This window comes from Leisingera sp. M527, assembly GCF_025141525.1.
Taxonomy (GTDB): Bacteria; Pseudomonadota; Alphaproteobacteria; order Rhodobacterales; family Rhodobacteraceae; genus Leisingera.
On sequence record NZ_CP081037.1, the window covers coordinates 1,964,581 to 1,979,045 of the forward strand.

Genomic DNA, 14,465 nt, shown 5'->3' on the forward strand with positions numbered 1-14,465 from the left:
GCTCCGCCGGAGGCCGGGCAAAACGCGTATACGGAGGCAGAGATGCCGGTTCACTATATCTACCTGATTATTGCGGTTGCAGCAGAAACCATTGGCACAACGGCCCTGCAGGCCAGTCAGCAGTTCAGCAAGCTTGGACCGTCGCTGATCGTTCTGGTTGCCTATGCGTTTTCCTTTTACATGATGGGGCTGACGCTCAAGTTCATGCCAGTGGGGATTGTTTATGCGATCTGGTCGGGTCTTGGCATCCTGCTGATAGCGGTTATTGCCTTCATTGTTTTTGGCCAGAAGCTGGATCTGCCAGCCGTGATCGGCATGGTGCTGATCATGTCCGGCATCATTATCATTCACCTGTTTTCCAAGTCTTCCGCCCACTGATCCGCATTTGCGGCTTCTTTGGACGGATTTCCTCTGGCCTTTGTGCGGGGTTCGGGCTATGCGCGGCCCAACTTCCTTACAAAGGCGAACGTCATGGACTTGCGCAACATTGCGATCATTGCTCACGTTGACCACGGCAAAACCACCCTGGTCGACGAGCTGCTGAAACAATCCGGCGCCTTCCGCGAAAATCAGGCTGTGGCGGAACGCGCCATGGACAGCAACGATCTGGAGCGCGAGCGCGGCATTACCATTTTTGCCAAGCCCACCTCGGTCGAGTGGAACGGCACCCGTATCAACATCGTCGACACCCCCGGCCACGCCGATTTCGGCGGCGAGGTGGAGCGGATCCTGTCGATGGTCGACGGCGTGGTGCTGCTGGTGGACGCCGCCGAAGGCCCGATGCCGCAGACCAAATTCGTGACCTCCAAGGCGCTGGCTTTAGGCCTGCGCCCGATTGTGGTTCTGAACAAGGTCGACAAGCCCGACGCCGAGCCCGACCGTGCGCTGGACGAATGCTTTGACCTGTTTGCATCGCTCGACGCCAACGAAGACCAGCTGGACTTCCCGCATATGTATGCCTCTGGCCGTAACGGCTGGGCTGATGCTGAACTGGACGGTCCCCGCAAGGATCTGCACGCGCTGTTCAATCTGATCGTGAACCACGTGCCCGAGCCGAAACAGATCAAACGCCAGGACGAAGATTTCCGGATGCTGGCCACCACATTGGGCAGCGACCCCTTTGTGGGCCGCCTGCTGACCGGCCGCGTCGAATCCGGCAAACTGAAGGTCGGCGCCACCGTTCAGGCCCTCACCCGCATTGGCCAGAAAATCGAACAGTTCCGCGTCACACGCATCCAGGCGTTCCGCGGCCTGGCACAGCAGGACATCGAGGAAGCCCAGGCAGGCGACATCGTTTCCCTCGCGGGCATGGCCAAGGCAACGGTGGCCGATACCATCTGTGCGCTGGCCGTGGATGACCCGCTGGACGCCCAGCCGATTGACCCGCCGACCATCACCGTGACCTTTGGCATCAACGACAGCCCGCTGGCCGGCCGCGACGGCAAGAAAGTCCAGTCGCGCGTCATCCGCGACCGCCTGATGAAAGAAGCCGAGTCCAACGTCGCCATCAAAATTGCCGACACCCCCGGCGGCGAAGCCTTTGAGGTTTCGGGCCGCGGCGAACTGCAGATGGGCGTCCTGATTGAGAACATGCGCCGCGAAGGGTTCGAGCTGTCGATCTCCCGCCCGCAGGTGATCATGAAAGAAGAAGACGGCAAGCGCATGGAGCCGGTCGAAGAAGCCACTATCGACGTGGATGACGAATACTCCGGCGCGGTGATTGAAAAACTGACCGGTGCCCGCAAAGGCGAGCTGGTCGAGATGAAGCCGGCAGGCGCAGGCAAGACCCGCATCATCGCGCATGTCCCCTCACGCGGGCTGATCGGCTATCACGGCGAATTCCTGACCGACACCCGCGGCACCGGCGTTCTGAACCGTGTGTTCCACGGCTGGACCCAGCACAAAGGCGCGATCCCGGGCCGCCGCGCCGGTGTTCTGATCTCGATGGAGAACGGCACTTCGGTTGCCTTTGCACTGTGGAACCTGGAAGAGCGCGGCAAGATGATGATCGGCGCCCAGGCCGACGTCTACACCGGCATGATCATCGGTGAGCACTCCCGCGAGAACGATCTGGAAGTGAACCCGCTGAAGGGCAAGAAACTGACCAACGTGCGTGCCTCGGGCACCGATGACGCGGTGCGTCTGACCACCCCGGTGACACTGTCGCTGGAAGAGTCGATTGCCTACATTAACGACGACGAGCTGGTCGAGGTGACGCCGAACTCCGTGCGTCTGCGCAAACGCTACCTGGACCCGCATGAGCGTAAGCGGATGGCCAAGGCCAACGCCTGATAGACATTAAAAAATACGGCGGCAGAAATCTCTGCCGCCGTTTTTCATTCTGCCGAAGTCAGAGCTGTGACGCTGTCGCCCAAAGCCACCCTGCCCGGCTCCACCACTTCGGCATACCAGCCGCCATGGCCGCGCATCGCGTTATAGCCGCCGTGGCCCAGAACCTCTTCCATCCGCGAACAGGGCGGACAGGGGCCGGTAACCTGCAAAACCGCACTCCCGACTTGCAGTTTGGCTTTGCGCAATGCCGCCAGATTGATCCCGGAAATGACAAAGTTCCGGCGCAGCAGTTCCGGCTGCAAATTGTCCAGCCCGGCAAGGGCCGCAATCACCGGCAGATGCTCAGCCTGGATTAATGTAACGGCGCGTTTGCCTTCATTGGCATGATCGCCGCAAAGACCCGCTGCCGTTACATCCGCAGTTTCCACTGTCAGATTTTCTTCCCGCCGCGTAGGGCGCAGGCCGATCCACGCCACCCGGCCCTGGCCAGCGTGGCGTTTCAGCATCTCCGCAAAAGCGGTGATCATTACTCGGAGGTTTCCACCACCATCAGTTCGCGTTCGGACGCGCCGCGCGCATGGCTCAGCGCTTCCTGGTACTCCGCACTGTGATAGCACTCGACTGCGGCGTCGACACTTGGAAATTTGGCGACAACATTGCGCGGGCGCTCCTTGCCCTCCAACTGCACGAAACGTCCGCCGCGGGCGACGAAGGTTCCGCCGTGCTTGGCGATGGCCGGCCCCGCCAGTTCGGCATATTTGCCATAGGCATCAGCGTCGGTGACGGTCACATGTGCAATCCAAAGTGCGGGCATCGGAGCCTCCCAAGGTATGATCTTTCCGGCAGATTAGGCGATTTGCCGGAAAGACCAAGCATTTTTTGACCAAATGGTCAGCCAGCCAGCACGGCCTCGGCTGCCTTGATCGCCTCGTCAGCGCCGGAAAAATCCTTGCCGCCGCCCTGGGCCATATCCGGACGGCCGCCGCCGCCTTTGCCGCCCACAGCCGGAACAGCCGCCTTCAGCACGTCCACGGCTGAAATTTCGCCGGTCAGATCGTCGGTCACGCCCGCGGCCACAGCAACCTTGCCATCCTCCTCGGCAATCAGCAGGATCACACCAGAGCCGATGTTCTGCTTGTGCGCATCAATCAGGCCACGAAGATCCTTGCCGGACACCCCTTTCAGAGCCTGGGCCAGGAATTTCTTGCCGTTGACGTCCTTGGCCTCGGCCCCGTTCCCAGAACCGCCACCCATCGCAACCTGCTGCTTGAGATTCGAAATCTCGTTCTGCAGCGCCTTGCGTTCGTCCATCATCGCCTTCAGACGGTCCATGACATCAGCAGGCTGCGCTTTCAGCGCAGTTGCAATCTCGGCCATCCGGCCTGCTTCGCGCTCCAGATGCTCAAACGCCGCGGCCCCCGTCAGCGCCTCGATCCGGCGCACACCAGCCGAAGACGCGCTGTCGCCAAGGATTACAAAGGTGCCGATGTCACCAGTCTGCTTCACATGGGTGCCGCCGCACAATTCGATGGAGTATGTGTCGCCATCGTGGCCCTTGCCGGTTGCCGCCCGGCCCATCGAGACCACACGGACTTCATCGCCGTATTTCTCGCCGAACAGCGCCTGCGCGCCCAGCTCCCGCGCATCATCCGGGGTCATGATCCGGGTGGAAACAGGAGTGTTTTGGCGAATGAAATCATTCACTTCCGCGCCGACCTTCGTCAGCTCCACAGCGCTCATCGCCTTGTTGTGGCTGAAATCAAACCGCAGACGGTCCGCAGCATTCAGCGATCCCTTCTGAGCCACATGTTCACCCAGCGCATTGCGCAGCGCCTCATGCAACAGATGCGTGGCCGAGTGGTTGGCCCGGATCCGGCTGCGGCGCGCGTGGTCGACCTCCATCGCGGCACCGAGGCCGACAGCAATTTCACCTTCGGTCACTTCGGCAATGTGCAGGAACAGCCCTTCCACCTTTTTGGTGTCGGTGATACGGGCCGCGCCGCCTTCGACGGTCAGCACACCGCTGTCGCCAACCTGGCCGCCGCTTTCACCATAAAACGGCGTCTGGTTCAGGATGATCTGAACCGTTTCACCCTTGCCCGCCGATTGAACCTGCGCGCCATCCTTGACGATGGCGGCAACCTGGCCTTCGGCTTTTTCGGTCTCATAGCCCAGGAATTCGGTCGGTCCTGCAGCATCGAGAATGTCGAAGTAAACCTTCACATCCGCCGCTTCGCCCAGACCGATGCCGCCAGCGCGGGATTTTTCCTTTTGCGCCTTCATCGCTGCATCGAAACCGTCGGTATCAACCTCGATCTCCTTGGCACGCAGCGCGTCCTGCGTCAGATCAAGCGGGAAACCGAATGTGTCGTACAATTTGAACGCAGTTTCACCGGGCAGGACATCGCCCTTGCCCAGATCGCCCGAGGCATCATCCAGCAGCTTCAGGCCACGGTCCAGCGTCCTGAGGAAACGGGTTTCTTCCTGCTCAAAGGTCTCTTCGATCAGCACCTGGCCCTGGCCAAGTTCCGGATAGGCCGCGCCCATCTTCTGCACCAGTGCCGGCACCAGTTTGTGCATCACCGGATCGGTGGCGCCCAGCAGCGACGCATGGCGCATCGCGCGGCGCATGATGCGGCGGAGAACATAGCCGCGGCCCTCATTCGACGGCAGCACGCCCTCAGCGATCAGGAAAGAACACGAGCGCAGGTGGTCCGCGATCACCCGGTGGTGCACGTTCTGATCCCCGAACGGATCGGAATTCGTGACATTTGCCGAAGCTTCAATCAGCGATTTGAACAGATCGGTTTCATAGTTGTCATGGGTGCCCTGCAGCAGCGCCGCAATCCGCTCCAGCCCCATGCCGGTGTCAATCGACTGCATCTCCAGATCAACCATCGAGCCGTCGGCGAACTTCTCGTTCTGCATGAAAACGAGGTTCCAGATCTCAATAAACCGGTCGCCGTCTTCCTCAGGTGAACCCGGAGGACCGCCCCAAATGTGATCGCCGTGGTCATAGAAGATTTCGGTGCAGGGGCCGCAAGGACCGGTATCGCCCATCTGCCAAAAGTTGTCGGAGGTTGCGATCCGGATGATCCGGTCCTCGGGCACCCCGATCTTCTTCCAGATTTCAAAGGCTTCATCGTCGGTGTGATAGACGGTGGTGTAAAGCCGGTCCTTGGGAACGTCGAGCTCCTTTGTGATCAGCTCCCAGGCAAAGGGGATTGCCTCATGCTTGAAATAGTCGCCAAAGGAAAAGTTGCCGAGCATCTCGAAAAACGTGTGGTGGCGCGCGGTATAACCCACATTATCGAGGTCATTGTGCTTACCGCCGGCGCGCACGCACTTCTGCGAGGAGGTTGCGCGTTTGTAGTCGCGGGTCTCAACCCCGGTAAAACAGTTCTTGAACTGCACCATACCCGAGTTGGTGAACATCAGGGTCGGGTCGTTGCGCGGCACCAGCGGGCTGGAATCCACCACTTCGTGCCCTTGTTTGGCAAAGTAGTTCAGAAAGGTTGAGCGGATATCGTTGAGCGTCGGCATATGCAGGATCTCTTGCGGGCTTAAATAAGCGGTCCGGGCAGGTTTACCCCCCAGCCGGCGCACTGTCTACAGCGCGAAGCGGCGTCTCCCATGAAAAAGGGCGCAGCTTGCGCCACGCCCTCGCATTTCAAATATTTGATCAGATTACCCGGCGCTTAGGCCTCAAGGATATCGTCTGCGCCGCTTACATCCGGACGGTCGAACTCCAGCCCGTGCGAGGCGCGGATCTTATCTTCGATGTCAAAGGCAATCGCCGCATTGTCCCGCAGGAAGGTTTTGGCGTTTTCACGCCCCTGCCCGATCCGCTCATCCCCGTAGGAGAACCAGGCGCCGGATTTATTGACAACACCCGCCGCCACACCAAGGTCCAGCAATTCCCCCATCTTCGAGATGCCTTCGCCATACATGATGTCGAACTCCACCTGCTTGAACGGCGGCGCCACCTTGTTCTTTACCACTTTGACGCGGGTCGAATTGCCGACCACCTCGTCCCGGTCCTTGATCGCACCGATGCGGCGGATGTCCAGGCGGACGGAGGAGTAGAACTTCAGCGCGTTGCCGCCGGTGGTGGTTTCAGGGGAGCCGAACATCACGCCGATCTTCATGCGGATCTGGTTAATGAAGATCACCATGCATTTGGAGCGGCTGATTGAACCTGTCAGCTTGCGCATCGCCTGGCTCATCAGCCGGGCCTGCACGCCGACGCTGCTGTCACCCATATCGCCCTCAAGCTCGGATTTGGGGGTCAGCGCCGCCACCGAGTCGACGACGACCATGTTCACCGCACCGGAGCGTACCAGCGTATCGGTGATTTCAAGCGCCTGTTCACCGGTATCGGGCTGCGAAATCAGCAGCTCATCCAGGTCGACGCCCAGCTTGGCCGCATATTGCGGATCCAGCGCGTGTTCCGCGTCGACAAAGGCGCAGACACCGCCCTTTTTCTGCTGTTCTGCAATGCAATGCAGCGTCAGTGTTGTCTTGCCCGAGCTTTCCGGACCGTAGATTTCGATGATCCGCCCCATCGGCAGACCGCCGATCCCCAGCGCGATGTCCAGGCCCAGCGATCCGGTCGAGCTGGCCTCGATCTCCTGCAAAGCCGTGCCATCGCCAAGCTTCATGATAGAGCCCTTGCCGAACTGCCGCTCAATTTGCGCAAGCGCGCTGTCGAGCGCCTTTTGCTTGTCACCGCTTACTTTATTTTTCATGGTCAAAAGATCCGCCATAGTCCCTTGTCCCTTTCTATGTGTCACACACCGGGGCGTGCGGCAATCACTGCTTTGTTCACCTCTTGTTCCTTATGGGATCAAAAAGAGAACATTGCAACAGAAAACTCTGTGTACCCACAACAAACCCAGGGTGTTAAAGAAAGATTGATGGTTAATCCGCAGCAAGAAACTTTACCGGGCAGTTAACGGAATGATGATATTTTTCAAAGAACGGCTGGCGCTACTCTCCGTTCCCAAGACCGGCACCACCGCCTTTCAGGCGGCTTTGCGCAACCGGGCAGATCTGGTGGTCTCCGACCCGCCGGAGCTGAAACATGCGCCGCTGTACCGCTACAACCGGTGGATCCGGCCGATGTTTGAGAAGGTCTGCGGTGCCGAACTGGAAGTCGCCGCAGTGATGCGGGAGCCGGTCAGCTGGCTGGGCAGCTGGTACAGGTACCGGCAGCGGCCGGCGTTGGATGGCAATCCGAATTCGACCAAGGATGTCAGCTTTGACGACTTCCTGCACGCCTATTGCAAAGGCAAACCGCCCGCCTTTGCCAATGTCGGCAGCCAAGCGAAATTCCTGGAGGCACAGCCAAATGGCTGCAAGGTCAGCCATCTGTTCCGCTATGAGGATCAGGACGCGTTGAAGCAGTTCCTGGAGCTTCGCCTGGACGTGGAAATCCGGCTGGAGCGCAAAAATGTCAGCCCTCAGGCAAGTCTGACACTAAGCCCGGAAGCCCAGAACCATGTCCGGCGAAAGCGTGCAGCGGAATTTGAACTTTACGATTCTATTCCAGTCCGTTGACCATAAAAAGCCGCCGGAACCGGCGGCTTTTACAGATCTGAATTTCTCAACCTTAATGCAGTTGCGCATGAACCGTTTCGGTCAACTGATTGAGCGAGAACGGTTTCGGCAGGAACACCGAATTCGGCACATCCGGGTCAGCCTCGCCAAAGGCTCCTTCGGCATAACCTGAAACAAACACCACGCGGGTATCAGGGCGTTCTTTCAGCGCCTGACGCACCCAGCTGGGGCCATCCATGCCGGGCATCACCACATCAGTGACAAAGACATCCACGGTCAGGCCGGGATCTTCCAGCGTGCGCAGTGCGTCCTCGGCAGATTCGGCTTCCAGTACCGTATAGCCCCGCATCCTGAGAGCCCGGGACGCAAAGGCCCGCACCGGAGCCTCATCCTCGACCAGCAGCACCACACCCTCGCCGTGCTGGGCGGCAACAGCTTTCTCCGTAGTCTCGGCCGGTTTTTCAGCGGCAAGCTGGTCGGCCTGCTGTTTGTAGACCGGAAAGAACAGGGTGAACTGGGTGCCGTGTCCCTTGACCGAGTCGACAAAGATGTAGCCGCCGGTCTGCTTGATGATGCCATAGGCCGTGGACAGGCCCAAACCGGTTCCCTCGCCAGTGCGTTTGGTGGTGTAGAAGGGTTCAAACACCTTTTGCAGCTTGTCCGGAGCGATCCCTACACCTTCATCGGACACTTTCACGGTGACCCAATCGCCGGCCGGAACTGTGGCGCGGTTCCGCTCCAGCGGTTTATCCAGCGCGATCACTTCCGTCTCGACCCGGATCTCACCGCCCTGCGGCATCGCATCGCGCGCGTTCACCACCAGATTCATCAGCACCTGTTCCAGCTGCCGCTTATCAGCCCGGATCGACTTCATCACCGGATCGTGGCTGAGGGTCAGGGTGACCTTTTCACCCACCAGCCGGTTCAGCAGATGGGTCAGGTCCGACAGCGTGTCCCGCACATCCAGGGTTTCCGGCTGCAGTGTCTGTTTGCGCGAAAACGCCAGCAGCTGGCTGACAAGCGAGGCCGCCCGGTTGGCGTTCTCGTGGATCTGGATCAAATCGCCATAGTCCTGGTCGCCCTGATCATGGCGCAGCAACAGCAAATCGCAGTGGCCGGAAATCGCGGTCAGCAGATTGTTGAAGTCATGCGCAACGCCGCCCGCCAGCTGACCGATTGCCTGCATCTTCTGGCTTTGCACAAATTGCGCTTCCAGCGTCTTCAACTCGGTCGCATCATTCAGCACTGCGATCAGCATCGGAGTGCCCTCTTCCACCACCCGGGTGAGAGTCACCTGAACAAAGACTTCCTTGTCAGCGCGCGACAGGCGCAGGAATTCAGACTTGTTCGGTGCCAGCCCGTCAGCCGTATCGCGCAGCCAGTCTGACATCGGGCGGCCCAACCCTTCCATCAGCTGGCCAAGCTTCAGATTGGCACAGCTTTCAACACCTAGCAGACGCAGGGCCATGCGGTTGCTGGTCAGAATTTCACCTGTAGGAGCAACCTTGAGGAACGGCACAGGCAGCGCTTCCAACCCGGCTTGGGCAGAGTCAAAACTGCCTTCGTCCACCTCCATCAGAAACAGTTCGCTGCGCCCCTGGGTGCGGTTCTTCTCGCTGACCAGCACCTGGACCGGGCCGGATTTGGTGCTGAGCGTATTGATCTGCCCGGGCATGACCGGCAGCGCAGGGAACAAACGGTCGGTGGATTTCACACGCTCACCGATCAGGCTGCGGGCCGCCTCGTTCATGAACAAAACAGCGCCAGTGCGGCCAACCGTGATCATCGGAACCGGCATCGTTTCCGCACCGCGCCCGTTGCCGCCGCGATCCAGGATATCCTCCACCCGCCACAGAAAGCTGCCGCCGTTCATCTGGTGAACCGCCAGCCGTACATGGCCGCGCCGGGTCACGATATCCTCGCGGGCGGCACCATCGACGCGGGCGCGGCTTTGCAACCGGTACAAAACAGCCGAAGGGTTAGCCAGGATCGACCGCAAAGTTCCTGCCAATGTGTCGCGGCTGCCGTCCTCGAACCGTTTTACAGCGGCCCCGTTGCAGGCATGGACCACTCCATCGCCGTCCGTGACAAAACTTGGCGTTGCATCTTTTTCGATAAAGCCGGTCAGCAGCTCCGCCGCCATCGACCGCGCATTCAGGCGCATCCGGGTTTGAATAACCATCAGCACCGCCACAGCCGCCAGTGTCAGCCCCACCATGACAAAACCGCGGCCCATCCAATCGGGCAGCGGCACCAGCCAGGGGCCTGACAGCAGCATCAGGGCCAGCAGCAGTGTCGCGGCCAGCCGGGCATGCTCGGGGGCGTAAACCCGCAGTTCCGGAACGGAAGTTTCTTGGCGACCGGACATTACGGCTCCATGGACAATGCAAAGTGACGCCATAACGCGGCGGTTTTGGTTAAAACCACGTTAAGAAACACAAAGGTTTCCCGGCGGAGACCCTAACAACCGCCCTTTGCGCGCGTCAACACAGCAACAAAGAAACCATCGGTGCCGTTTTGCACCTGCCAGCTTTGCTGCGCCGCCAGCGACCAGCCCTCGTTCTCTTGCAAAAACCTTTGAACTTGCTCAGAGTTTTCGCCATTCAGCACCGAGCAGGTGGCATAGGCCAGGGTCCCGCCAGGCGCTGTCAGGCCTGCCGCTGTGCGCAAGATATCTGCTTGGACCCGATGCAGGTCCTGCAGGTTTTCAGGCGTCAGCCGCCATTTACCTTCCGGCGCCCGCCGCCAGGACCCGGAACCGGAACAGGGGGCATCGCACAGCACCAGGTCAAACGGCCCGCTGCGCTCAAGGTCCGCCGTCAACAGCTGCTGCACCTGCACACCCGCCCGCGCCGCGCGTTCGGGCAGGTCTTTCATGCGTTTGGGATCGGCATCATGGGCAAACAGCCGGAGGTTCGCCTGCGCGGCCATGGCCAATGTTTTACCGCCGCCGCCGGCGCAGTAATCCAGCACCTTCATGCTGTCTTGCAATGGCAACAGCGCGGTTACCGCCTGGCTCGCTGCGTCCTGCAATTCAACAAAACCGTCCTGGTACATTTTTGTGTTGCGCAGCTTGCGGGCGCCTTCGGTCACGTCCAGCGCCGTGGCGGCGGCCGGATGCGGCCGGGTGGCGATACCGTCGGCGTTCAGCGCCTCTTGCGCCTGCGCAAGCGTGCCGCGGGCAATGTTCACCCGCAAATGCACCGGCGCACGGCTGCGCAGAGCCAGCGCTGCGGCCTCTGCCTGATCCCCAAGGCTGCTGCTGAATTCAGGCCACAGCCAATCGGGAATATCCAGTGCCTCGGCCCCTTCCGGCGGGGAAGGCAGCTGACGTTCCGCCTCGGTCAAATGTGCAGGCCCATACCCCTGTCCGCTAAAGACTTCGTCCGGGTCCTGTCCTGCTTCCCGCAGCGCGCCCAGAACCAGCCCTCGGCCGCTGTGCGCGCCGCCAAGGACTGCGTGCGACCGCTGGCACCGCACCGCTGTAAACACATGGTCACGCACTGCGGCGCGGTCTTTTGATCCGGCAAACCGGCTCCGTCGTCCCCAGGAGGTCAAAGCCTTTTCCGCAGGCTCGCCGTCCAGAATCCGGTCAAGAACCTCAATGGCCGCCTGCAGGCGGGCGGCGGGGGTCATGCCCCTGCCTTTTGATTGCACGCGGCCATCATCAGCTTATCCTGCCCGGTAGTTCGGGGCTTCACGGGTGATCTGCACGTCATGCACATGGCTTTCCTTCAGCCCGGCGCCGGTGATGCGGACAAAATTGCAGTTCTTGCGCATCTCATCCACGGTCGCACAGCCGGTATAGCCCATTGCCGCACGCAGACCGCCGACCAATTGGTGAACCACCGGCCCGGCGCCGCCTTTGTAGGGGACCTGGCCTTCGATGCCTTCCGGCACCAGCTTGTCGCTGGCCGCGTCCTTCTGGAAATACCGGTCCGCCGAGCCGCGCGCCATCGCACCCATCGAGCCCATGCCGCGGTAGGATTTGAACGATCGGCCCTGATACAGGATCACCTCACCCGGGGATTCATCCGTGCCGGCAATCATCGAACCAACCATGGCGCAGGAGGCACCTGCCGCAATCGCCTTGGCGAAATCGCCCGAGAATTTGATGCCGCCATCAGCAATCACCGGGATATCACCAGCCGCATTTGCGCAATCCATGATCGCAGTCAGCTGCGGCACGCCGACGCCGGCCACCATGCGGGTGGTGCAGATCGAGCCTGGACCAATGCCGACCTTGACTGCATCCGCGCCCGCATCAATCAGCGCGCGGGTGGCTTCAGCGGTGGCAACGTTGCCGGCAATCACCTGCACCGCGCCATACTGTGCCTTGATCCGCTTTACCGCGTCGATCACGCCTGCCGAATGGCCATGGGCCGTATCCACAACAACGATATCAACACCTGCGTCGATCAGCGCCTCGGAGCGGGCAAAGCCGCTGTCCCCGACCGAACTGGCGGCGGCAACCCGCAGGCGGCCCAGCTCATCCATGCACGCGGTCGGGTGCAGCACGGCCTGTTCGGTGTCTTTGAGGGTCAGCAGCCCGGTCAGCCTGCCATCCTTGTCGGAGACCAGCAGTTTTTCGATCCGGCGCGCCTTCATCAGCGATTTGGCTTCTTCCAGATCGGCCGGCTCCTGCAGCATCGCCAGATTGTCAGAGGTCATCATCACCGACACCGGCGTGCTGTCATCCGAGGCAAAGCGCATGTCGCGGTTGGTAACGATACCGACCACGCGGCCCGAACCATCCACCACTGGGAAGCCCGTCACCCGGTAGCGTTCCTGCAGCGCCTTGGCGTCGGCCAGGGTCTGGTCTGCGGTCAGCGTAATGGGGTTATAGACGATACCAGAGATAAAGCGTTTGACCCGGCGCACTTCGCGGGCCTGCTCTTCCACGTTCAGGTTCTTGTGGATCACCCCCATGCCGCCGGCCTGGGCCATGGCAATCGCCATGCGGGACTCGGTCACCGTGTCCATGGCCGAGCTTAGAAGCGGAATGTTCAGCGATACCGACTGCGTCACCCGGGTGCGCGTATCAGCGGTATTGGGCAGCACGCTCGACGCGCCTGGCACCAGTAGAACATCATCAAAGGTGAGAGCCTCACGAATCTGCATTGGTCATCCTCATGCATAACCCCGTTTGGCGGTGACCCTATGGCACAGAACCTACTGGGGGGAAAGAGGCAGCAGGCAAGAATTCCTGCACTGCAGCAATCTCTTTCGGGCGGCTCTGATCTGGGTCAATGCGCGCAGGCCTGCTTGGCGTATCAGAAAACCTGCAGAAATGATGCAGGATATTGCCATGCCCGCCCCATTGGAAAACGTCACTGTTCTGGACTTCACCCATGTTCTGGCCGGTCCTTACTGTTCAATGATCCTGTCGGATCTTGGCGCCGATATCATTAAGGTGGAACGTCCCGGAACAGGCGACGACACCCGCACTTTCCCGCCGTTCAAGGAGGGCGAAAGCGCTTACTTCGCCACCATCAACCACGGCAAGAAAAGCATCGCACTGGATCTGAAGGCGCCCGAGGACCGCGTGGTTTTTGAGCGGCTGCTGGCGCAGGCCGACGTGCTTCTGGAGAACTACCGTCCCGGCGTGATGCAGCGGCTGGGCTACGGCTGGGAGGATCTGCACGCCAGATACCCGCGGCTGATCTATGGTGCCGTGTCGGGTTTTGGCCACTCCGGCCCCGATGCCCTGAAGCCTGCCTATGACATGGTGGTGCAGGCCCGCGGCGGGGTGATGTCAATCACCGGCGAAAAGGACCGCGATCCGGTGCGCGTCGGTGCCTCGATCGGCGATATCGTGGCGGGCATGTTTCTGGGGCACGGTGTCCTGGCGGCCCTTTTGGACGTGCAGAAAACCGGTCTGGGCCGGTTCATCGATGTTGCCATGCTGGACAGTCAATTGGCGCTGCTGGAGCACGCCATCGCCATCACATCGGTTACCGGACAAGCCCCGCAGCCCTCTGGCGCCCGGCACCCGTCGATCACTCCGTTCGAAACTTTTCACGCATCAGACGGGCTGTTTGTTATTGCTGCCGGCAATGACACGCTATTTGCCCGGCTCTGTGACGCGTTGGATTTACCGCTTGCCGAAGACCCGCGTTTTGCCACCAATCCGGCCCGGTGCGAAAATGCACGCCTTCTGAAACGCTTGATCGAGGCGGTGACACTAGGGGACACCAAAGACCACTGGATCGGGGTTCTGACCAGGGCCGGCATTCCCACAGGGCCGATCCAGACAGTGGATCAGGTCCTGAAGGACCCGCAGATCCTGGCCCGCAATATGGTCGTCGAGGTTCTAGGCAAAAACGGTCGATCCGCAAAATTGTCAGCAGGCAATCCGATCAAGATGAGCGGCCTGCCGGACCCTGAAACCCGCGCCCCTGCCCCGCAACTGGATGGCGACCGCGCAGAGATTCTGGCGTGGCTGAAAGAGGTTGAGGCACAAGCCGTCCCCTGACAATCACCCAACTAAAAACCGCATCCCAAAGTCACCAAATATGGAAAAATGGCGCCAGCAGACGGGAAAATGCCGCCCATTGCCTTTCGCCTGCCGCAAAAGCCCATATGCTCCGCCTAAATTGCGGAATGAGAAGGCT

At 60.5% G+C, this 14,465-nt stretch carries 11 protein-coding genes; 4 read left to right on the forward strand and 7 right to left on the reverse strand.

The window, feature by feature from the left end:
• The first annotated feature begins 42 nt into the window (after positions 1-42).
• Entirely contained in the window at positions 43-378 is a 336-nt protein-coding gene (locus tag K3555_RS09865; protein WP_129370830.1) for a multidrug efflux SMR transporter, read from the forward strand.
• 93 nt (positions 379-471) lie between these two features.
• Positions 472-2,292, forward strand: a complete 1,821-nt coding sequence (gene typA, locus K3555_RS09870; protein WP_259992286.1) for a translational GTPase TypA — start codon at positions 472-474, stop codon at positions 2,290-2,292.
• Positions 2,293-2,336: 44 nt separating this feature from the next.
• Here typA and K3555_RS09875 read toward each other — a convergent pair whose 3' ends face one another.
• The 4 genes from K3555_RS09875 to recA form a co-directional block, all read right to left on the reverse strand.
• On the reverse strand, positions 2,337-2,819 hold the full coding sequence (locus tag K3555_RS09875; RefSeq protein WP_260008334.1) for an MOSC domain-containing protein: 483 nt from the start codon (positions 2,817-2,819) through the stop codon (positions 2,337-2,339).
• On the reverse strand, positions 2,819-3,106 hold the full coding sequence (locus K3555_RS09880) for a DUF1330 domain-containing protein (RefSeq protein ID WP_259992290.1): 288 nt from the start codon (positions 3,104-3,106) through the stop codon (positions 2,819-2,821). The genes K3555_RS09875 and K3555_RS09880 overlap by 1 nt, the downstream gene beginning before the upstream one ends.
• Positions 3,107-3,183: 77 nt before the next feature.
• On the reverse strand, positions 3,184-5,835 hold the full coding sequence (gene alaS / locus K3555_RS09885; protein ID WP_260008336.1) for an alanine--tRNA ligase: 2,652 nt from the start codon (positions 5,833-5,835) through the stop codon (positions 3,184-3,186).
• 155 nt (positions 5,836-5,990) lie between these two features.
• Positions 5,991-7,058, reverse strand: a complete 1,068-nt coding sequence (gene recA / locus K3555_RS09890) for a recombinase RecA (protein WP_259992294.1) — start codon at positions 7,056-7,058, stop codon at positions 5,991-5,993.
• A gap of 193 nt (positions 7,059-7,251) precedes the next feature.
• Between recA and K3555_RS09895 the strand changes: the two genes are divergently transcribed.
• On the forward strand, positions 7,252-7,851 hold the full coding sequence (locus K3555_RS09895; RefSeq protein ID WP_259992296.1) for a gamma-glutamyl kinase: 600 nt from the start codon (positions 7,252-7,254) through the stop codon (positions 7,849-7,851).
• Between the two features lie 52 nt (positions 7,852-7,903).
• On the opposite strand, the gene K3555_RS09900 is transcribed toward K3555_RS09895, so the two are convergent.
• From K3555_RS09900 to guaB, 3 genes are all read right to left on the reverse strand, one after another.
• On the reverse strand, positions 7,904-10,219 hold the full coding sequence (locus K3555_RS09900; RefSeq protein WP_259992298.1) for an ATP-binding protein: 2,316 nt from the start codon (positions 10,217-10,219) through the stop codon (positions 7,904-7,906).
• Positions 10,220-10,311: 92 nt separating this feature from the next.
• Positions 10,312-11,487: an RsmB/NOP family class I SAM-dependent RNA methyltransferase gene (locus K3555_RS09905; protein WP_260008338.1), complete on the reverse strand. Its 1,176-nt coding sequence runs from the start codon at positions 11,485-11,487 to the stop codon at positions 10,312-10,314.
• Between the two features lie 36 nt (positions 11,488-11,523).
• Positions 11,524-12,972 (reverse strand): IMP dehydrogenase, encoded by a 1,449-nt coding sequence (gene guaB / locus K3555_RS09910; protein ID WP_259999185.1) that lies wholly within the window; start codon positions 12,970-12,972, stop codon positions 11,524-11,526.
• A 187-nt stretch (positions 12,973-13,159) separates the two neighbouring features.
• Between guaB and K3555_RS09915 the strand changes: the two genes are divergently transcribed.
• Positions 13,160-14,326 (forward strand): CaiB/BaiF CoA-transferase family protein, encoded by a 1,167-nt coding sequence (locus K3555_RS09915; protein WP_260008340.1) that lies wholly within the window; start codon positions 13,160-13,162, stop codon positions 14,324-14,326.
• Positions 14,327-14,465: the final 139 nt, after the last annotated feature.

Coding starts and splice junctions, on each gene's coding strand:
- K3555_RS09865 (WP_129370830.1), top strand. CDS start 43: ATGCCGGTTCACTATATCTACCTGATTATTGCGGTTGCAGCAGAAACC.
- typA (WP_259992286.1), top strand. CDS start 472: ATGGACTTGCGCAACATTGCGATCATTGCTCACGTTGACCACGGCAAA.
- K3555_RS09875 (WP_260008334.1), bottom strand. CDS start 2,819: ATGATCACCGCTTTTGCGGAGATGCTGAAACGCCACGCTGGCCAGGGC.
- K3555_RS09880 (WP_259992290.1), bottom strand. CDS start 3,106: ATGCCCGCACTTTGGATTGCACATGTGACCGTCACCGACGCTGATGCC.
- alaS (WP_260008336.1), bottom strand. CDS start 5,835: ATGCCGACGCTCAACGATATCCGCTCAACCTTTCTGAACTACTTTGCC.
- recA (WP_259992294.1), bottom strand. CDS start 7,058: ATGGCGGATCTTTTGACCATGAAAAATAAAGTAAGCGGTGACAAGCAA.
- K3555_RS09895 (WP_259992296.1), top strand. CDS start 7,252: ATGATGATATTTTTCAAAGAACGGCTGGCGCTACTCTCCGTTCCCAAG.
- K3555_RS09900 (WP_259992298.1), bottom strand. CDS start 10,219: ATGTCCGGTCGCCAAGAAACTTCCGTTCCGGAACTGCGGGTTTACGCC.
- K3555_RS09905 (WP_260008338.1), bottom strand. CDS start 11,487: ATGACCCCCGCCGCCCGCCTGCAGGCGGCCATTGAGGTTCTTGACCGG.
- guaB (WP_259999185.1), bottom strand. CDS start 12,972: ATGCAGATTCGTGAGGCTCTCACCTTTGATGATGTTCTACTGGTGCCA.
- K3555_RS09915 (WP_260008340.1), top strand. CDS start 13,160: ATGCCCGCCCCATTGGAAAACGTCACTGTTCTGGACTTCACCCATGTT.